This window comes from Actinomadura latina NBRC 106108, from assembly GCF_001552195.1.
GTDB classification, from domain to species: domain Bacteria; phylum Actinomycetota; class Actinomycetes; order Streptosporangiales; family Streptosporangiaceae; genus Spirillospora; species Spirillospora latina.
Genome location: NZ_BCQS01000012.1, coordinates 222320 through 241308, shown reverse-complemented (window position 1 = coordinate 241308; position 18989 = coordinate 222320). Strand labels below are relative to the sequence as shown.

Annotated in this window: 14 protein-coding genes; 9 read left to right on the top strand and 5 right to left on the bottom strand. The window is 73.2% G+C overall.

Going from position 1 to position 18989, the window contains the following annotated elements:
• Positions 1-114 precede the first annotated feature (114 nt).
• From AL2_RS18910 to AL2_RS18890, 5 genes are read left to right on the top strand one after another with little or no spacing between them, the layout of a single operon-like run.
• Positions 115-1662 carry a TIGR02677 family protein gene (locus AL2_RS18910; protein ID WP_245666726.1) on the top strand — a complete coding sequence of 516 codons (1548 nt, stop codon included), beginning with the start codon at positions 115-117 and terminating at the stop codon, positions 1660-1662.
• Positions 1659-2825: a TIGR02678 family protein gene (locus AL2_RS18905; protein ID WP_067635199.1), complete on the top strand. Its 1167-nt coding sequence runs from the start codon at positions 1659-1661 to the stop codon at positions 2823-2825. Before AL2_RS18910 ends, AL2_RS18905 begins: the two co-directional genes overlap by 4 nt.
• Entirely contained in the window at positions 2822-6886 is a 4065-nt protein-coding gene (locus AL2_RS18900; RefSeq protein ID WP_067635198.1) for a TIGR02680 family protein, read from the top strand. The genes AL2_RS18905 and AL2_RS18900 overlap by 4 nt, the downstream gene beginning before the upstream one ends.
• The gene (locus tag AL2_RS18895; RefSeq protein ID WP_067635197.1) at positions 6883-8103 is read left to right on the top strand and encodes a TIGR02679 family protein; all 1221 of its coding nucleotides are present in this window, start codon (positions 6883-6885) and stop codon (positions 8101-8103) included. Before AL2_RS18900 ends, AL2_RS18895 begins: the two co-directional genes overlap by 4 nt.
• Positions 8104-8118: 15 nt before the next feature.
• On the top strand, positions 8119-9039 hold the full coding sequence (locus AL2_RS18890; RefSeq protein ID WP_067635196.1) for an SEC-C domain-containing protein: 921 nt from the start codon (positions 8119-8121) through the stop codon (positions 9037-9039).
• Positions 9040-9093: 54 nt separating this feature from the next.
• On the opposite strand, the gene AL2_RS18885 is transcribed toward AL2_RS18890, so the two are convergent.
• Both AL2_RS18885 and AL2_RS18880 read right to left on the bottom strand, forming a co-directional pair.
• A complete protein-coding gene (locus AL2_RS18885) occupies positions 9094-10134 on the bottom strand; it encodes a phosphotransferase family protein (protein WP_067635195.1) in 1041 nt (346 codons plus the stop codon).
• Entirely contained in the window at positions 10131-11105 is a 975-nt protein-coding gene (locus AL2_RS18880) for a DUF7064 domain-containing protein (protein ID WP_067635194.1), read from the bottom strand. Before AL2_RS18880 ends, AL2_RS18885 begins: the two co-directional genes overlap by 4 nt.
• 136 nt (positions 11106-11241) lie before the next feature.
• Here AL2_RS18880 and AL2_RS18875 point away from each other — a divergent pair, with 136 nt between their 5' ends.
• The 3 genes from AL2_RS18875 to AL2_RS18865 all read left to right on the top strand — a co-directional run bounded on the left by AL2_RS18875 (position 11242) and on the right by AL2_RS18865 (position 14236).
• Complete coding sequence (locus AL2_RS18875; RefSeq protein WP_067635193.1) at positions 11242-12060, top strand: SAM-dependent methyltransferase; 819 nt, start codon at positions 11242-11244, stop codon at positions 12058-12060.
• A 149-nt stretch (positions 12061-12209) separates the two neighbouring features.
• Positions 12210-13340: an acyl-CoA dehydrogenase family protein gene (locus AL2_RS18870; RefSeq protein WP_067635192.1), complete on the top strand. Its 1131-nt coding sequence runs from the start codon at positions 12210-12212 to the stop codon at positions 13338-13340.
• The gene (locus AL2_RS18865) at positions 13337-14236 is read left to right on the top strand and encodes an acyl-CoA dehydrogenase family protein (protein WP_067635191.1); all 900 of its coding nucleotides are present in this window, start codon (positions 13337-13339) and stop codon (positions 14234-14236) included. The genes AL2_RS18870 and AL2_RS18865 overlap by 4 nt, the downstream gene beginning before the upstream one ends.
• Here the strand turns inward: AL2_RS18865 and AL2_RS18860 are convergent.
• The gene (locus tag AL2_RS18860) at positions 14220-15791 is read right to left on the bottom strand and encodes a FadD3 family acyl-CoA ligase (RefSeq protein WP_067635190.1); all 1572 of its coding nucleotides are present in this window, start codon (positions 15789-15791) and stop codon (positions 14220-14222) included. The two genes, AL2_RS18865 and AL2_RS18860, sit on opposite strands and share 17 nt — an antisense overlap.
• A gap of 159 nt (positions 15792-15950) precedes the next feature.
• Between AL2_RS18860 and AL2_RS18855 the strand changes: the two genes are divergently transcribed.
• Entirely contained in the window at positions 15951-17549 is a 1599-nt protein-coding gene (locus AL2_RS18855) for an amidohydrolase family protein (RefSeq protein ID WP_083946657.1), read from the top strand.
• 1 nt (position 17550) lies between these two features.
• Here AL2_RS18855 and AL2_RS18850 read toward each other — a convergent pair whose 3' ends face one another.
• Positions 17551-18144, bottom strand: a complete 594-nt coding sequence (locus AL2_RS18850) for a TetR/AcrR family transcriptional regulator (RefSeq protein WP_067635189.1) — start codon at positions 18142-18144, stop codon at positions 17551-17553.
• A complete protein-coding gene (locus AL2_RS18845; RefSeq protein WP_247611719.1) occupies positions 18134-18913 on the bottom strand; it encodes an SDR family NAD(P)-dependent oxidoreductase in 780 nt (259 codons plus the stop codon). The genes AL2_RS18850 and AL2_RS18845 overlap by 11 nt, the downstream gene beginning before the upstream one ends.
• Positions 18914-18989 lie beyond the last annotated feature (76 nt).

Sequence of the window (18989 nt, the reverse complement as noted above, 5' to 3'; positions counted from 1 at the left end):
TTGCCCGAGCCCGGGGGCGACACGGCCGGCGTTCGTGGCCACCGCACTCGACCGGACCCGGACGGGACGCGGGAGTCGGCACGCGCAGCCGCGCCCAGACGGCACAATGGGGCGGTGACTGATCTGGACTCGGGGCCGGACGGACCACAGCCCTTCGCCCACCTGAGCGTGCCGAACGCGTCCCTCTACCGGGACGTGCTGCTGTCGTTCGCGCGGGCCAAGGAGCGGTTCATCGTCCACCTGCGACCCGAGGACGTGGCCGCCGAGCTGCGCCGCGACAGCGACGAGCAGCTCGCGCAGGCGCTGGACAAGCTCGTCGAGTGGGGAAACCTGCGGGCCGACGCCGACACCGGCCGGGTCACGACCGTCGAGGACTTCCACCGCAAGCGGTTCCTGTTCCAGTTGACCGCGGCCGGGCACGCCGCCGAGCAGGCCATCGCGTTCTACGAGGAGGCGATCGGGCAGCGCGGCGTCCTGCAGTCGGTGGCGCTGGCCGACATCGCCGACCAGCTCGCCGCCCTGGCGGCCTTGGCGGACGAGGCCGGCCCGGACCCGGCCAAGGTCCATCTGCTGCTGCTGACGCTGGCCGAGCGGTTCTCCTCGCTGGCCGACAACGCGCAGGCGTTCATGGCGTCGCTGCGCCGGGCGATCGACTTCTCCGACGGCGACGTCGCGGGATTCATCGCCTACAAGGAACGTCTCATCGACTACATCAACCGGTTCATCGCCGACCTCGCCAACTCGGGCGCGCGGATCGCGGCGCTGCTGGACGAGGTGGAGGCGCGCGGGCACGAGCGGCTGCTGACGGTGGCGGCGCGGCGGGAGGCGTCCGACGCGGTGCCGGAGGGCGCGGACGCCGCCGAGGCGTTCGGCCGGGCCGAGGCCGCCGCGCTGGAGTCGTGGCGCAACCGGTGGCGGGGACTGCGGGACTGGTTCGTCTCCGGCGGCGCCGCCCGCCCGTCGCAGGCCCGGCTGCTGCGGCAGTCCGCGGTGACCGCGATCAAGCAGCTGGTCGACACGGTCGGGCTGCTGAACGAGCGCCGGTCGGGCCGCTCGGACCGGTCCGCCGACTTCCGCACGCTCGCCCGCTGGTTCGCGGCGGCGCCGGACGAGGAGGCGAGGCACCGGCTGTGGCGGGCGGCGTTCGGGCTGACGTCCGCGCGGCACCTCACCGTCACCGCCGCGACCGTCGCGGCGTGGGAGGAGGGCGCGCCGCACGGGCTGCCGTGGGCGGAGGCGCCGCCCGTGCGGATCTCGCCGCAGCTGCGCCGCACCGGCTCCTACGAGCGGCGCGGCAAGCCGAACCGCGTCCAGGACCGGTCGGAGATGCGCCGCCTGCTGCGCGAGCGCGCCGACCGGGAGGCGGCGGAGACGGCGGCGGCGCGGGCCCGGCTGCACACCGGCGGCCCCGTCCTCCTGTCGGAGCTGGACGTGCTGGACCCGCGGGCGTTCCGGCTGTTCCTGGCGCTGCTCGGGGACGCGCTGGCCGCGCGGCTGCCGGGTGACACGGAGGTGAAGGCACTGACCGGGGACGGGTCGATGGAGGTGCGGCTGTCGCTGGTACCCGACGGCGGTGAGGTGCGGATCGCGACCGAGGACGGCGTGCTCACCGGGCCGGAGCACGTCATCGAGATCACCGACCTGAGCGGGGACGCGACGTGAGCGACGACGACCTCGCCCGGCGGCGGGCGGCTCTGCGGGCGCTGCTGAAGCGCCCGCTGCTGACGGTCGAGTCCGAGCCGGAGGCCCTCGTCCTCGTGCGCCGGTACCAGTCCGAGCTGCGGGACTGGCTGAGCCGGGAGACGGGCTGGCGGCTCCAGGTGGACGCCGAGACCGCGCGGCTGTTCAAGACGGCGCCGACGCTGGACGACGGCACGCATCCGGCGCGCGGCAAGGCCGGTGAGCCGTTCGGCCGCCGCCGCTACGTCGTGCTGTGCCTGGCGCTGGCGGTGCTGGAGCGCGCCGACGCGCAGACGACGCTCGGGCGGCTCGCGGAAGAAGTGCTGAACGCCGCCGCCGAGCCCGATCTGGCGTTCCCGTTCACGCTGGACAGCCGGGCGGAGCGGTCCGATCTGGTCGCGGTGGTGCGGCTGCTGCTCGGCTGGGGCGTGCTGCGGCGCGTGTCCGGGGACGAGGAGTCGTACCTGTCGGCGACCGGGGACGTCCTGTACGACGTGCGCCGGGTGGTGCTGGCATCGCTGCTCACCGGTGTGCGGGGGCCGTCCACGGTCGCCGCGGCCGGGTTCGAGGAGCGGCTCGCGGAGCTGACCGACGAGCCCGTCCCCGATACCGACGACCTGCGGAACCGGGCGCTGCGGCGCGGGCTGACCCGGCGGCTGCTGGAGGACCCGGTGGTCTACTACGGCGACCTGGACGACGCCGAACGCGGCTACCTCGTGTCGCAGCGCGCGGCGATCACCCGCCGGATCGAGGAGGCGACGGGGCTGGTGCCCGAACTGCGGGCGGAGGGCGTCGCGATGGTCGATCCGGACGACGAACTCACCGATGTGCGGATGCCGGAGCAGCGCACGGACGGCCACGTGACGCTGCTGGTCGCCGAGTACCTGGCGACACGCGATGCGGCCGGGCGGGACGAGCTTGCCGCGTTCGTCCGGGACGCGGCGGCACGGCACAGGTCGTTCTGGCGCAAGGGCGTGACCGAGCCGGGCGCCGAGGACGAACTGCTGGACATCGCGCTCGGGAAGCTGGCCGCGCTGCGGCTGGTGGAGGTGCTGCCGGACGGCCGGGTCCGGGCGCGTCCGGCGATCGCGCGTTACGCCGTGGAGGAACCGACCGTCCGCGACACGAAGGGGGCCGTGCGGTGAACGGGACGCCCGTTCCGACGTCCGAGCGCTGGAAGCCGCTGCGCGCCGGGCTCGTCGACATGTTCTACTACGACGTCGAGGAGTTCCGGTTCCATGACGGGCGGCTGCTGCTGCGCGGCAACAACGGCACCGGGAAGTCGAAGGTGCTGGCGCTGACGCTGCCGTTCCTGCTGGACGGCGAGCTGTCCCCGCACCGGGTCGAGCCGGACGGCGACCGGCAGAAGCGCATGGAGTGGAACCTCCTGCTGGGCGGGAAGCACCCGCATCCGGAGCGGCTCGGCTACACGTGGCTGGAGTTCGGCCGCCTCCACCCGGACGGGACGGCGGAATACCGGACGCTGGGCTGCGGGCTGAAGGCGGTGAAGGACCGCGGCATCGTCCGGCACTGGTTCTTCGTCACCACCCGCCGCGTCGGCGTCGACCTGTCGCTCGTCTCCGCCGGCGGCGTGTCGCTGACGCGGGAGAAGCTGCGCGAGGCGGTGGACGGCCACGGCACGGTGTACGACCGGGCCACCGACTACCGGCGGGCCGTGGACGAGGCCTTGTTCGGGCTCGGCGAGCACCGGTACGAGGCGCTGGTCAACCTGCTGATCCAGTTGCGGCAGCCGCAGCTGTCGAAGAAGCCGGACGAGCGGCTGCTGTCGCGAGCGCTGACCGAGGCGCTGCCGCCGCTCAGCCCCGCGCTGATCACCACGGTGGCGGAGGCGTTCCGCGGCCTGGACGAGGAGCGGGACGCGCTGCGGGCCCTGGAGGAGGCGCACAGGGCCGCCACCGGCTTCCTCGGGCACTACACCCGGTACGCCCGGATCGCGGCGAAGCGGAAGGCCGCCGGGCCACGCCTCACGCAGAGCAGGTACGAGCACCTCAACCGGGACCTCGCCGAGGCGGAGACGCGGTTCGCGGCGGCCGAGACCGAGCTGGCCGAGGCGGCACGGCTGCTGGACGAGCTGGCGGCGGCGAAGACCCGGCTGGATGCCCGCCGGCAGGCCCTCGAAGCGAGCCCGGAGATGCGCGACGCCGAGCGCATCGAGCAGATGGGCGCGGAGGCGCAGCGCCGCGACGCGTACGCGACACGGCTCGAACGCGACCGGGACGGCCTGTCCGGTGAGGCGGCGCGCAAGCAGTCCAGGGCCGAGACGACGCGGTCGCGCGCGGACGAGGCCGAGGCGTCCTTCGGGACCGTCCGGGACCGTTCGGCGGCGCTCGCGGCGGTCGCCGGATGCGGGACCGCCCACGCCGGGGCGATGAACACTTGGGAGACCGATCCCGCGGCGGCGCGCCGCACCACCGGTGTCCTGGCCGACGACCGTTCTCGCGCCCTCACCGAACTCGACCGGCTGATGGCGGCGGTCGGGACCGCGCGGACCCGGCTGGAGACCGCCACAGCCGAGGCGGAGCGGCTGGTCGGCGAGCTGCAGGCCGCGTCCGAGCGGATCACGGCGGCCGAAGCCGAGACTCGCACCGGCGCGGAGAGCCTGCTGGAGGAGTACGTCGGCTACCTGGCGGGGCTGGCCGAGATCCGGGTGGACGACCCGGACGCGGTCCTGGCGAAGCTGGCGGAATGGGCCGAGACCGCCGACGGGCGGAACCCGGCGGCGACCGCCGTGGACGACGCCGCCCGCGAGGCCACGGCCGCGCTCGGCGGCCGGGTCGCGGACGCCGAGTCCCGGCTGCGGGCCGAGCACGGGGCCGAGACGTCGCTGCTGGAGGAGATCGGACGGCTGGAGTCGGGCGGGCATGACGTCCCGCCCGTCCCGTATACGCGCACCGCCTCCCGCGAGGGCCGGCCGGGCGCGCCGCTGTGGAAGGTCGTCGACTTCGCCGGCACGGTGCCCGCCGACCACCGGGCCGGGCTGGAGGCCGCGCTGGAGGCGGCCGGCATCCTGGACGCGTGGGTGACGCCGGACGGCGCGCTGCTCGGCGAGGACGACACGTTCCTGCTGACCGGCGGAGCCGTCCAGGGGCCGTCGTGCGCGCTGGTGCTGCGTCCCGCCATCGACCGCGCCGACCCTGGGGCCGCCGCTCTGACCGATGACGCGGTGCACGCCGTCCTCGCCGGGCTGGGCCTCGGCCCGGGCGCGCGGACCTGGGTCGCGGTGGACGGCCGGTGGGCGAACGGCGTCCTCGGCGGCTCCTGGCGCAAGGACACCGCCGACTTCATCGGCGACGGCGCCCGCGAGGCCGCCCGCCGTGCCCGCCTCGCCCGGCTCCGCGGCGACCTCGCCGAAACCCGGTCCCGGATCGCGGCATTGGGCGCGGAACTGGACGAGCTGGCGGCGAGGCGGCAGACGCTGACCGCCGAGCACCGGGCCGTCCCGCGCGACACCGCGCTGCGCGAGGCGCAGGTCCGGCTCGCCGGGGAGCACCGCAGGCGGCGGGAGCTGGACGGGGAGCACACGCGCGCGCAGGAGGTCGTGACACGCCGCCGCGGCGAGGTCTCGGCGGCGGCGGAGCAGGCCGCGGAGTTCGCCTCGGACGTCGGCCTCCCGGACGGCGGACCGGAACTCGCGCGGGTGCGCGAGGCGATCGGCGGCTACCGGCTGGCGCTGGCCGAGCTGTGGCCGGCCGCGCAGGCCCTGCTGTCGGCGCGGGAGGCGGCGCGCGAGGCCGCCGGGGAACTCGCGCTCGTCCGGGACCGGCTGGACGAGGCGGCGGAACGGGCGGCGCAGGCGCGCGAGCAGGCCGACGCCGCCGCCGAGGCGCACCGGGCGCTGGTCGAGACGGCGGGCGCCGCCGTCGACGAGCTGTTCCGGCGGCTGGAGGAGGTCAAGCGGGCGCTCTCCGACCGGGACGGCGCCGAGTTCACGGCACGCAGGCGGGAGCGGTCGGCGCTGGAGGAGCGCGGCAAGGCCGAAGGGGCCCGCGACGGGCTCCGCGCGCAGATCACCGAGGCGGCCGGGGCCCGCGACCAGGCCGTCGCCGGCTTCCGCGCGTTCGCCGGCACCGGCCTGCTGTCCGTCGCCGTGCCCGGCCTCGACGTCCCCGACCCGGCCGAGGAGTGGGCGGCCAGCCCCGCCGTGCTCCTCGCCCGCGCCGTCAACACCGAACTCGACGCGGTGGACGACGGCGACAACCCGTGGGAACGCGTCCAGAAGAAGGTCTCCGATGAGCACAAGCTGCTGTCGGACGCGATGTCGCGGCACGGGCACTCGGTCGGCCTCACCGTCCGCGACGGGGTCATGGTCGTGGACGTGGTCTTCCAGGGCCGCACCCGCGACGTCCCCAGCCTGGCGGACGCCCTCGACGCCGAGACGGAGCAGCGCGCCCGCCTCCTGTCGGCCCGGGAGCGGGAGATCCTGGAGAACCACCTGCTGAACGAGGTCGCCGGCACCCTGCAGGAGCTCATCGCCGCCGCCGAGGACGAGGTGCGGGAGATGAACGCCGAGCTGACGTCCCGCCCGACGTCCACGGGGATGCGGCTGCGGCTCGTCTGGAAGCCCGCGAAGGACGCCCCCGAGGGCCTCGGCCGCGTCCGGGAGAAGCTGCGGCAGACCGTCGACGCCTGGTCGGTCGACGACCGCGCCGCCGTGGGCCGGTTCCTGCAGGAGCAGATCGCGCGCGAGCACGCCGACAACCCGGCGTCCGGGTGGACGGAGCAGCTCACCCGGGCGCTCGACTACCGGTCCTGGCACGCGTTCGCGATCCAGCGGCTCCAGGACGGCCAGTGGCGCCCCGCGACCGGCCCGGCGTCCGGCGGCGAACGCGTGCTCGCCGCTTCGGTCCCGCTCTTCGCCGCCGCGTCCGCGCACTACAAGTCGGCCGGCAATCCCCACGCCCCGCGCCTCGTCGCGCTGGACGAGGCGTTCGCCGGCGTGGACGACGACTCGCGCGCCAAATGCCTCGGCCTCCTCGCCACCTTCGACATGGACGTCGTCATGACGAGCGAACGCGAATGGGGCTGCTACCCGCAGGTGCCGGGCCTGTCGATCTGCCAGCTGTCCCGCCGCGACGGCATCGACGCCGTCCTGGTGACGCCGTGGCGCTGGGACGGCCGCGAACGCACCCGCGCCGACCTGCCCGAGCCGGAACCGGTGACCGGGCAGGCGGACATCTTCGAATGACCGGCACCGACCGCCTCCGCCGCCTGCTCGGCGGGCCGGACACCGCGTGGCTGGTGCAGCGCGTCCGTTCCCGGCTGGAACGCGGCACGCCGCTCACGGGCAAGGTCACCCTGGCGCGGGCCACGGCCGCCGAACGCCGCGCGGCCGAGCTGCTGCTCGGCCGCCGCGCGGGAACCGGGACGTCGCTGTCGGTGTCGCTGCCCGAGGTCGACCGCGTCCTGCGCGCCAGCGGAGCGTCTCCGGACGGCTTGGCCGCCGCCGTCGAACTCCTCGACGGCCCCGTCCGCGACCTGGCCCGCGAGAACGCCTCGATCGCCGCCGCGTGGGCTGCGGCCTTCGCCCCGCTGGACGAAGCCCTCGCCTCCCGCCCCGAACTCGCCGAATGGCGCGCCTGGCTGGACGCGACCGGCCTCGTCCGGCGGCTGACGTCCGGTCCCGCCGAAGCCGCGGACGTGCTCAGCCGCCTCGCCGCCGTCGTGCGCCGCCTTCCGTCCCCCGACATCCCCCTCGGCCAGTTCGCCGCCGAGACCTGCGGGCACGCCCACGCCCTGGACGACGGCCCCCTCGCCACCCTGGCCCTGTCAGCCGCCCGCGCCCTCACCGGCCTGCCGTTCCGCGCGGACGGCGGCGCCGAATCACGCCGCGGAACCTGGGCGGCCGTGGGCGTGCACCTGGACGAACTCTCCTCCACCGTCCTGTGCCTGGGCCTGCCCGGCGACGCGCACACCCCCACCGGCCGGATGCTCGCCGCCATGAAGGGCGAACCCGTATCGCTCACCCTCCGCCAACTACGCCGCCACACGGCCCCCATACGGGCAGGCTTCGTCCGCATCTGCGAAAACCCGGTCGTGGTGGCCGCCGCGGCCGACGCCCTGGGTTCAGCATGCCCGCCGCTCGTCTGCTGCAACGGCCGTCCGTCAACGGCGGTCTGGCGCCTTCTGGAACTCCTCGCCGACGGCGGCGCCGAGTTCGCCTACCACGGCGACTTCGACTGGGGCGGGGCCGCGATCGCCGCCGCCGTCCACGCCCGCATCGGCTGGCGCCCCTGGCGCTACGACGAGGCCGCCTACCTCAAGGCGGCCTCGGACACGCCCCTGACGGGCCGTCCCGTCCCGACCCCATGGGACCCTTCCCTGGTTACCGCGATGAAGGACCGCGCCGTCCGCGTAGAGGAGGAACAGGTTCTCACCGACCTCCTCACCGACCTGGCCTCCTGACGGTACGGTGACCCGGTGACGGACTCCAGGCCACGAGCACGACGACTCGCTGAAGATCTCGAACGCGATGCGGCGAAGTACCCCGAGCAGCGTGCGGAGATCCTGATCGAGGCCGCCAGGGAGTGGTCCCAGGCGGGCGAGCCCGACCGGGCACTGCGGATCTACGAGGACATCATCGCCTCGGAAAGGGGCGAGGACGCCCAGTTCGCCACCGTGGAGAAGATCTCCCTGCTCGCCGACCTCGGCCGCACCGATGAGGCGGAAGCGGAGATCGCCCGGCTCGGCCGCACCCGCGTCCACCCGGGTCCGGCCGAACTGGTCGCGGAGTTCCTCGAAGCGCAGGGACGGCTCGAAGAGGCCCTCACCTGGTTCAACACCGCGTGCCGCGACCTCATGGCGGACGACGGGGAACTCGCCGAGGCCAAGCTGTTCGCCCGGCCCGAGCTACGTGGACGACAGCGCGTCCGCCAGGCGCTCGGCCTCCCGCCCGACGCCATCGACCTGCACACCGAGGACGAGCAGGCCGAACTGACCGAACTTCTGGAAAAAGCCGCGGCCCCGTCCCAGCCGAACGCGGGCTCGTTCTTCGTCCGGTCGGACGTCGAACGCGCCTTCGCCGAGGGCCTGGTCCACGGCACCGCTCCCGCCGACGCGTCCAGCTACTTCCGCGACGTCGAACGCGGCTGGCGCACCTCCAGCGACGAGATCGGCGCCTCCGTACTCCGCGTCCTCCCCACGATGGTGGACGACCTCCTCAAGTACGCGGACGACCACGACCGCGACCCGAGGGACCAGCAGACCCGCGCCGACCACCTCATGACCCGCATCCGCGAAGGCGCCCCCACCCTCGGCTGGCCCCCGGAACGCAACGCCCCCTGCTGGTGCGGCTCGGGCCGCAAGTACAAGAAATGCTGCGGCTCCCCCACCAACCGCTGAAACGGCCGGACGTCTCCCGCCAACAGAAGCCGCAGCCGGTTCATGGTCTCGGCGTCAGGGGACGAGGGCGAGGGAGTCCAGGTCGAGGGCGTGGTGGGCGTGGCGGGTGGTCATGGTGCGGAACATGTCGTCGCCGCGCGGGGTGCGTTCGACGAGCATGGAGGCGCCGATGGCCATGACGATGCCGTGGAAGACGTGGTGGCGGTAGGCGGTCCAGCAGTCGTCCCAGGTGAGGGCGACGCCGTGGGCGGTCAGGGCCTTGTGGTAGCGCTCGACCAGTTCCCTCTCGTGCGCGCGGCGGGCCTCGACGGGGAGGCTGGAGCCCAGGAAGTAGGAGAGGTCGGCCAGGCCGGGGCCGTAGGTGACGGTCTGCCAGTCCAGGACGGCGGCGCGCGGCCCGCCGAACAGCAGGTTGTCGGCGCGGAAGTCGCCGTGGGTGAGGGTCGGCGGGCCTTCGCGGGCGGCCAGGTAGGCGCCCATGGAGGGGAGGAAGTCCTCGATGAGGCTGATGACTTCGGGGCCCAGGTCCGCGGCGTAGCGGTCCTTGAAGCCGGTGTAGAGGTCGGTGACCATCGCGGTGGTGAAGGCGGCCGAGTCGGCGTCGTGCCGGTTCAGCCAGGTCAGCGCGGCAAGGCCGGGGTCGTCCCAGCCGGCGGCGTGCAGGGCGGCCATCTCGGCGATCGCGGCGGCGGCGTCCCCGGGGGTGACGCCGGCGAGCTGGTCGCCGGGCTGCGCGGGCGCGAGGTCGGCCAGGAGGACGGCGTACTCGTCCTGCTCGGCGTCGTAGGCGGAGAAGTAGCAGGTGGGGACGCCGGCGTCGAGGCGGCCGGCGATCTCGGCGTAGAAGCTCGCCTCGACCTCGTAGGTGCGGATGGCGCGGGCGGCGGCGCGGCTGGACGGGTCGGCCGCCGGGACCTTGGCGACCATGGTGGGCGGCAGGGCGGTGCCGCCGGCGTAGGTGAGGAACAGGCGGAGGCTGTCGGACACCTGGCCGGTGCCGACCGGCTCGGTGCGGACGGCGGCCACCTCCGTGCCGAGCGCGCCGGTCAGCCAGGACGCGGTCAGGGCGCCGGCGCCGGAGACGGGCCCGGTCATGCGGTCTCCTCGGCGAGGTGGGTCCAGCCGTGGTCTTCCCAGCCGGGCGGCTGGTGCCACTCCGTCCAGCCGTGGCCGGTTCGCCCGTCCTCGGTCTCGAAGCGGCACAGGGCGCGGGGGAAGCGGGCCTCGCGCCCGTCGGGCGAGGTGACGGCGACGGGCGCGAACGCCACCGGGGTCACGGTCATCGGCGCGCCCGGGAAGCGGAGGTCCGAGCGGGCGGGCAGGCCGCCGGCGAACGTCGTCCCGGCGGAGAAGCCGGCTCGGTGCTCGATGTCGCCGTCCGGCGGGACGGCGAAGCACGGCCACGCGAGCGGGAAACCGATGTTGGCCTGCATCCCGTGGACGAACGTGCCGTCGCCGAGGCGGCCGGACGTCCAGAGCCAGGAGACCTTCCACCAGTCGCGCTCACCCCAGCTGTGGTCGCGTTCCCCGTGCGCGTCGACGGCGATCTTCGCGCCGCCCACGCTGACCAGGCCGGTGACGGTGCACGGGATCTCGTAGCGCGGGAGGTCCCGGTAGGGGTAGACGCCGCCGACGGTGTCCCAGCGCAGGTCGAAGGACAGCCCGATGGTGTCGGCGGCGCCGGGGCCGCCGTAGGGCGCGGCCGGGTCGGGGAGGACGGACGCGGTGCCGTGCAGGGTGACCCTCGCCGGGCCGAACGGGTCGGTGATCTCCTGTGTCGCCGTGTACCCGTCGGCGTGGACGTCGGCGGATCCGGGCTCGGGCAGCGGCGCGTTGTTGTCGGCGATCAGCAGCAGCGGCCGGCCCGGCCGCACCAGCGCGGCCCAGTACCAGGCGCGGTCCCAGTTCGGGTAGAGGCCGAGCCGCACGTAGCCGGCGATCGAGCCGTCGGGGGCGGCGAAGTCGAAGTAGTAGGACTCGTTCCACAGCTGCTCGGGGCCGGGTTCGTGCAGCCCCTCGTCCGAGGGCTCCAGGTTCCAGGTGCCGTGCTCGACGATCCTCGCCATGGGCCCTCCGGGGATTCCGAACGCGATTCTAGAGCGCGATCTTAGCCCCGCCCCGCCGTCTCCGACAGGGGCCCGCGAACGGCGCGGCAAGTAAGATCACTCGCAGACCGCGACAATCTCGGCGTTGGAGGGTCGCATGGCCGAACACCCCCCGATCGACTCGTCCGTCCCGCATTCCGCGCGCATCTGGAACTACTGGCTGGACGGCAAGGACAACTACCCCATCGACCAGGAGGTCGGCGACGAGTTCGTCCAGATCTTCCCGGGCCAGGTGGACATCGCCAAGCACTCGCGGGCCTTCCTCGGCCGCGCCGTCCGGTATCTGGCGGGCGAGGCCGGGATGCGGCAGTTCCTCGATGTCGGCACCGGGCTCCCGACCGTCGACAACACCCACGAGGTCGCGCAGCGCGTCGCGCCCGACGCGCGGATCGTGTACGTCGACAACGATCCGCTCGTCCTCACGCACGCCCGCGCGCTGCTCACGTCCACCCCCGAGGGCGCCACGTCCTACCTGGACGCCGACATCCGCGAGCCGGAGACGATCCTGGCCAAGGCGGCCGAGACGCTCGACTTCGACCGGCCGGTGGCTCTGCTGCTGCTCGGCATCCTCGGCCACCTCACCGACGAGGAGGACCCGGAGGGCGTCCTCGCCCGCCTGGTCGCGCCGCTCGCGCCCGGCAGCCACGTGGTCGTCAACGACGGGACCAACGTGTTCGGGACCCCCGGCGCGGACGGCGTCGACGACACCGCCCGCGCCCGCGCGATCGGCCGCTACGTCGAGGCGGGCGGCATCGCCTACAACCTCCGCTCCCCCGAGCGGATCACCGGGTTCTTCGACGGCATGGAACTGCTGGAGCCGGGCGTCGTCCCGGTGTCGCGCTGGCGTCCCGAGCCGTCCCCGTTCGGCGAGCCGCCCGAGGTGGACGCCTTCTGCGGCGTCGCCCGAATCCCCTGACGCCCGGACTCCGACAGCAACCTCGATCGACGATGCAGAGCGTCCTGCGCCGGCAGGGCGCTCTGCGTATCTCACTGGACGGGAGGGCGTGCGGGTAGAGGGCCGGGAAGGCGGTTACTCTACCAAACAGTTGTTAGAAAGAGGTTCTCATGGATCTTGAGTTCGGGGCGGCGGACGAGGCGTTCCGTGCCGAGGTGCGGGAGTGGCTGCGCGCGCACGTCCCCGCGGAGCCGCTCCCCTCGCTGGAGACCGAGGAGGGGTTCGCGGCCCACCGGGAGTGGGAGCGGACGCTCGGCGCGGCACGGCTCGGGGTGGTGTCGTGGCCCGCGGAGTACGGCGGCCGCGGCGTGTCGGTGCTGCAGTGGCTGATCTTCGAGGAGGAGTACTACGCGGCGGGCGCGCCCGGACGGGTCAGCCAGAACGGGATCAACCTGCTCGCGCCGACGCTGCTGAAGCACGGGACGCCGGAGCAGCTCGCGCGGATCCTGCCGCCGATGGCGGCGGGCGAGGTCATCTGGGCGCAGGCGTGGTCGGAGCCGGGCGCGGGCAGCGACCTCGCGGCGCTGCGCTCGACGGCGACGCGGACGGACGGCGGCTGGCTCCTCGACGGGCAGAAGACGTGGAGCTCGCGGGCCGCGTTCGCCGACCGGGGGTTCGGGCTGTTCCGGTCCGATCCGGAGTCGGCGCGCCACAAGGGGCTCACCTACCTGATGTTCCCGCTGGACGCCGAGGGCGTCACCGTGCGTCCGATCGGGCGGCTCGACGGGAAGCCCGCGTTCGCCGAACTGTTCCTCGACAAGGTGTTCGTGCCGGACGAGGACGTGATCGGCGCGGCCGGTGACGGCTGGCGGGTCGCGATGGCGACGGCGGGCAACGAGCGGGGGCTGACGCTGCGCAGCCCCGGCCGGTTCACGGCGGCGACCGAGCGGCTCGTCGAGCTGTGGAGGGAGCGCGCCGACCCGTCCGACACGGCGCTGCGGGACCGGGTCGCGGACGCGTGGATCAGGTCGCGCGCCTACCGGCTCAAGGGCTTCGAGACGATCTCGCGGGACGACGACATCGGCGCCGAGTCCAGCCTCAACAAGATCTTCTGGTCGGAGCTGGACGTCGCGCTGCACGAGACGGCGCTCGACCTGCTCGGCGCGGACGGCGAGCTGGCGTCGGAGTGGCTGGAGAACTACGTGTTCTCGCTTGCCGGCCCCATCTACGCGGGCACCAACGAGATCCAGCGCAACGTGATCGCCGAGCGGCTGCTCGGCCTGCCGAGGGGATCCCGATGAAGTTCGTTCTGGACGCCGAGCAGCGGATGTTCGGCGAGACGCTGCGCAGGCTGCTGGCCGACGCGGGCACCGCGAAGATCGCGCGCGCGTGGGCGGCCGGGGACACCGGTCCGGGGCGGGCGCTGTGGACGGCGGTCGCGGAGGCCGGCGTGTTCGCGGTCGCGGTGCCGGAGGAGTTCGGCGGCGCCGGGCCGCTGCCGGTCGAGCTGGTCGTCGCGGCGGAGGAGCTGGGGCGCGCGGCCGCTCCCGGGCCCTACGTGGAGACGCTCGCGGCGGCCGAACTGCTGGGCGAGTCGCCGTGGCTGGCGCGGATCGCGGAGGGCGAGGCGATCGTGTCGCTGGCCGTCCCGCACGCGCTGGACGCCGACGTCGCCGACCTCGTGCTGAGCGTGGACAAGGTGGAGCGGCGGGCCGGGGAGGCGCTCGCGTCCCTCGATCCGGCGCGGCGGCTGTTCCGCGCCGAAGGAGGCGGCGGGTTCACCGACTTCGGTGCGCTGCTGTGCGCGGCGCAGCAGGTCGGGCTCGGGCAGGCGCTGCTGGACGTGTCCGTGGAGTACGCCAAGACGCGGCAGCAGTTCGGGCGCCCGATCGGCGAATACCAGGCGATCAAGCACCATCTGGCGAGCGCGATGGTAGAGCTGGAGTTCGCGCGCCCGCTCGTGTACGGGGCGGCGCTGGCGTACGGCACGGCGGATTTCGCGCGGGACGTCTCCGCCGCGAAGGTCGCTGCCTCCGAGGCGTCCTACGGGCTGGCCAAGACGGCCCTCCAGGTGCACGGCGCGATCGGCTACACCGACGAGTACGACCCGTCGCTGTGGATCCGCAAGGCGCGCGCGCTGTACTCGGCCTGGGGTTCGGTGGCCGAGCACAGGGCCCGCGTCATCGCCGCTCTGTGACCTCTTTGAGCTCTACGCGGCGGACCTTGCCGGACGCGGTCTTCGGGAGGTCGTCCACGAAGACGACCTCCCGGGGGACCTTGAAGTTCGCGAGCCGTTCCCGGCAGTGCGCGATCAGCTCGTCCGGCGTCGCCCGCCTGCCGGGGCGGAGGCGGACGTAGGCGCGTCCGACCTCGCCCATGCGCTGGTCCGGCATGCCGACCACGCCGGATTCGGCGACGGCGTCGTGCCGGGCGAGGACGTCCTCGACCTCGGCCGGGTACACGTTGAAGCCGCCGACGACGAACATCTCCTTCGTCCGGCCGGTGATGGTGAGGTTGCCGCGCTCGTCGAGGCGTCCCCGGTCGCCGGTGTCGAGCCAGCCGTCGCGGATCGTCTCCGCCGTCGCGTCCGGGTCGTCCAGGTAGCCCTTCATCACGTTGTAGCCGCGGACGAGGACCGAGCCGTCCGTGCCGGCCGGGACCCGCTCGCCGTCCTCGCCGGCGATGGCGATCTCGACGTCCTCGATGGCCTTGCCGCAGGTGGTGGCGATGGTCTCGTCATCGTCGTCCACCGAGCACGCCGACACGGTGCCGGACGACTCGGTCAGCCCGTACGCGGTCACGACCTGCGGGAACAGCTCAGCGCGGATGCGCCCCACCAGCGCGACCGGCACGTCCGCCGCGCCCGTCACCGCCAGCCGCAGGGACGAGAGGTCACGCTCGTCCCTGCCGGGGGCGTCCAGCAGCGAGGTGTAGATCGTCGGCGGGCCGGGCAGGACGGTGATCTTCTCCTGCTCGATGAGCCGCAGCGTCTCCGGGACGTCGAACGTGCGCTGGAGCACCATCGTGGCGCCCTTCAGCAGGCACGCCAGCACGCCCGCCTTGTAGCCGAACGAGTGGAACATCGGGTTCACGATGAGGTACCGGTCGCCGGCCTTCACGCCGGTGCGTCCCGTCCACGCCGTGTAGGTGCGGACGTTCTGCTCGTGCGTGACGATGGCGCCCTTGGGCTTGCCGGTCGTCCCGGACGTGAACAGGATGTCGGCGATGTCGTCCGGCTCGACGGCTCCGGCTCGGGCGTCGGCCTCGTCCGCCGGCACGGCCTTGGAGAGGAAGTCGTCCCAGCCGGCGACGCCTGGACGCGCCGGCCCGCTGAAGGTGACGACGGATCCGAGCGCGGGCAGGCCGGGGACGCCGCCCGTCCCGTCCACGCCGAGCATGCCCGAGTAGTCGATGCCGAGGAACCCGTCCTCCACGAAGAGGATCTTCACCTCGGCCTTGGCGAGCGGCCACCGGGCCTCGTCGCCCTTGTACCGGGTGTTGAGCGGGACGAGCGTCGCGCCCGCGCCCAGGGCGCCGAGCACGGTGACGATCCAGCGCAGGCCGTTCGGCGCCCAGATGGCGACGCGGTCGCCGGGGCCGACGCCCGCGCCGATGAACGCGCCGGTCGCCTGGCGGACGCTGTCGCGCAGCTCGGCGTAGGTGACGCGGACGTCCCCGTCCACGACCGCCTCCGCGTCCGGAAAGTCCTTCGCGGCCCGCGCCAGCACAGCCGGAATCGTCAGCTCGCTCATAACCCTCCATGATGGGCGCGGCAGGGCGGATCGGGCCAGGGCGTCCCGCTCACCGGTACCCCCTGAATCCCCCAATGTGAGGGTTGTTCACTTTTGTCGGGATCGGTGTTTCACTCGATGAGAAAGCCGTGGCCCCCCACCCCGGTCGAGGTGCCCCCCATGCCCTTCCGACGCTCTCTCCACGTCCCCGTCGTCCTGGCCCTGCTGGCCGCCCTGCTGGCCGCCCTGCTCATCGCCGTCCACCCCGTCCCGCCCGCGCACGCGGACGGCGAGGTGCGCGGCTACATCGACGCCCACAGCCACCTGATGTCGTACGAGGCGTTCGGCGGGCAGGTGCTCTGCGGCAAACCGTTCGACCCGCGCGGCATCACCGAGGCGCTGCGCGACTGCCCCGACCACGCCGGAAACGGGGCGTTCGCCTGGTTCGAGAACTTCATGCGGCACGGCACCCCGTTCGGGACGCACGACCCCACCGGCTGGCCCACGTTCAAGGACTGGCCCGCCTGGGACTCCCGCACCCACCAGCAGGTCTACTACACGTGGCTGGAACGCTCCTGGCGGGCCGGGCAGCGCATCCTCGTCAACCATCTGGTCGCCAACCGCCAGCTCTGCGAGGTCTATCCGCTCAAGCGGAACGCGTGCGACGAGATGGACGTGATCCGCCTTGAGGCGCAGCGCATGCGCGAACTGGAGTCGTACATCGACGAGCAGAACGGCGGCCCCGGCAAGGGCTGGTTCCGCATCGTGCGCGACTCCACCGAAGCACGCCAGGTCATCCAGGACGGCAAACTCGCCGTCGTCCTGGGAATCGAAACGTCGGAGCCGTTCGGCTGCCGGGTCATCAACGGCGTCCCGCAATGCACGCGCGCGGACATCGACAAGGGCCTGGACGAGGTGAAGCGGCTGGGCGTCTCCTCGATGTTCGTCTGCCACAAGTTCGACAACGCGCTCTGCGGCGTCCGCTTCGACGGCGGGACCACCGGCGCCATCGTCAACGCCGGGAACTTCCTCGGGACCGGCCGTTTCTGGCAGGCCGAGACGTGCACCGGCCCCATTCACGACAACACCCTCGCGTCCGCCTCGACCGTCAACGACGATGTGGCGGCCTTCCTGCGGCAACTCGGGAAAGCGGGCATCACGCTGCCGCTTTATCCGAAGGCGCCGCACTGCAACATCCTGGGCCTGACCGACCTCGGCCGCCACATGCTGCAGGGCATGATGGACCGGCACATGATCGTCGAGATCGACCACATGAGTGCCAAGGCCGCCGGCGAGACACTCGACATCCTGGAGAACGCGCACTATTCGGGCGTCATCTCGTCCCACAGCTGGACGGACGAGCACTACATGAGCCGTATCTACGGGCTCGGCGGAATGGCCACCGGCTACGGCAACGCCTCCGACCGGTTCGTCGCGGAATGGAAGCGCAACAAGCAGGCAAGCGACTCCCGCTACACATTCGGCTACGGCTACGGGCTCGACGCCAACGGTATGGGCGCACTGCCCCCGCCCCGCTCGAACAATTCCGCGAACCCGCTGCGCTACCCGTTCACATCTCCCATCAACGGCGTCACGCTCGACCGGGAGCGCACCGGGCAGCGCACCTGGGACGTCAACACCGACGGCGTCGCGAACTACGGGCTCGTCCCCGACTGGATCGCCGATATGCGCAACATCAGCGGACAGGAGGTCATCGACGATCTGGCCCGCGGAGCGGAGGCGTACCTCGAAATGTGGCACCGCGCCGAAACCCACTGAGTCAGGGCTGGAGGGAGCTCCAGATCCGGGCCGGCAGGACGGCGGCGGCCTCGTCCAGGTCGGCGGACCGCGGGTCGGACAGCCACCGCCGCGCGGTCTCCGCGACCGGCCCGATCAGGAGCATCTCCATCATCACCGGCGACAGCCGGGCGACCCGGCCGGCCGCGACATGCGGGGCCGTCCACGCGGTGAGGCGCGCGACGCGCGGCGCCTTCGCCGCGGCGATGACCCCCGCGTGCCGCGGCAGGAAGGCCGCATAGGCCGAGGCATGAACGAACCTGGCGGCGTCGCTGCGCTCCCGCGTGAACCGCAGGTACGCGCGCGTCACCGCCTCGACGCCCGCCCGCGGTTCGGCGATCCCGTCCAGCGCGTCCAGCAGGGCGTCGAGCAGTTCCGCCATGCAGCGCGCGTAAAGGGCGGCGGCGAGGCCGTCGAACGACCCGAAATGGTGGTACAGGCTGCCGCTGCTCATCCCGGTGGCCGCGATGACGGCCTTCATCGTGAAGCCCTCGTGGCCGCGTTCGGCGTGCACCCGGAGCGCCTCGGTGAGGATGCGCGCGACGGTCTCGTCCGTGCCCTGGTGCTTAGGAGACATCGACCGCTTTCTCGGCGTCGGCCCAGAGCCGTGCCGCCAGAGGCGCGTCCAGGGCCTGGGGCTTCAGCGGCGTCTCCTTCTTCACATGGAAGTACCGCCCCGTCCCGTCGGCGGTGATCAGATCCGCGACGGGAGGACCGCTCTTCTCGGCGGGCTTCAACGTCCATTTGACGGTTTTCAGCAGGAAACCGAAGACGCCGCGCCGGGCACCGAGATCCGTCCGCAGCACGCCGGGATGGACGGCGTCGATCGTCACCCCCGAGTCCTTCCACCGCTCCGCGAACAACGGCACCATCAGCAAGTTCGCCAGCTTGGTGTTGGCGTACGTGTGAACGGCGTGGAAATCCTCCCCCCTGGGCGTCCGATCTGCGTCGACCCTGCCCATGACATAAAGGCCGGCACTGACCTGGACGACCCGCCGCAGCCGCTCTTCCAGCAGCCGGTTCAGCAGGAACGGCGCCAGATGATTGGTGAAGAACGCCTGCTCGAACCCGTCCTCGTTGAGCGTCCGGCGACTGGGCCAGACCCCCGCGTTATGGACGAGCACATCGACCTCGGAAAGGGCACCCGCCAGCTCCCTGACCGCCGCAATGGACGACAGATCGCCCACGACCAGCTCCGCGCCGATCTCGCGCGCGGCGGCCGCCCCCGCGTCCGGCCGCCGCGCCACGATCACCACCCGGTGCCCCCGCCGGATGGCCTCGGCCGCCACCGCGCGTCCCACGCCCCGGTTCCCGCCGGTGACGACGACCCGCAAAGCCTCACTCATGACGCGCAACATACCGGTCTCCAGAGAACTTCTCTAGAGAGAGTCTCCAATTTGGCTACGCCGCTCGCGGTACCGC

Coding starts and splice junctions, on each gene's coding strand:
- AL2_RS18895 (WP_067635197.1), top strand. CDS start 6,883: ATGACCGGCACCGACCGCCTCCGCCGCCTGCTCGGCGGGCCGGACACC.
- AL2_RS18885 (WP_067635195.1), bottom strand. CDS start 10,134: ATGACCGGGCCCGTCTCCGGCGCCGGCGCCCTGACCGCGTCCTGGCTG.
- AL2_RS18880 (WP_067635194.1), bottom strand. CDS start 11,105: ATGGCGAGGATCGTCGAGCACGGCACCTGGAACCTGGAGCCCTCGGAC.
- AL2_RS18875 (WP_067635193.1), top strand. CDS start 11,242: ATGGCCGAACACCCCCCGATCGACTCGTCCGTCCCGCATTCCGCGCGC.
- AL2_RS18870 (WP_067635192.1), top strand. CDS start 12,210: ATGGATCTTGAGTTCGGGGCGGCGGACGAGGCGTTCCGTGCCGAGGTG.
- AL2_RS18865 (WP_067635191.1), top strand. CDS start 13,337: ATGAAGTTCGTTCTGGACGCCGAGCAGCGGATGTTCGGCGAGACGCTG.
- AL2_RS18860 (WP_067635190.1), bottom strand. CDS start 15,791: ATGAGCGAGCTGACGATTCCGGCTGTGCTGGCGCGGGCCGCGAAGGAC.
- AL2_RS18855 (WP_083946657.1), top strand. CDS start 15,951: ATGCCCTTCCGACGCTCTCTCCACGTCCCCGTCGTCCTGGCCCTGCTG.
- AL2_RS18850 (WP_067635189.1), bottom strand. CDS start 18,144: ATGTCTCCTAAGCACCAGGGCACGGACGAGACCGTCGCGCGCATCCTC.
- AL2_RS18845 (WP_247611719.1), bottom strand. CDS start 18,913: ATGAGTGAGGCTTTGCGGGTCGTCGTCACCGGCGGGAACCGGGGCGTG.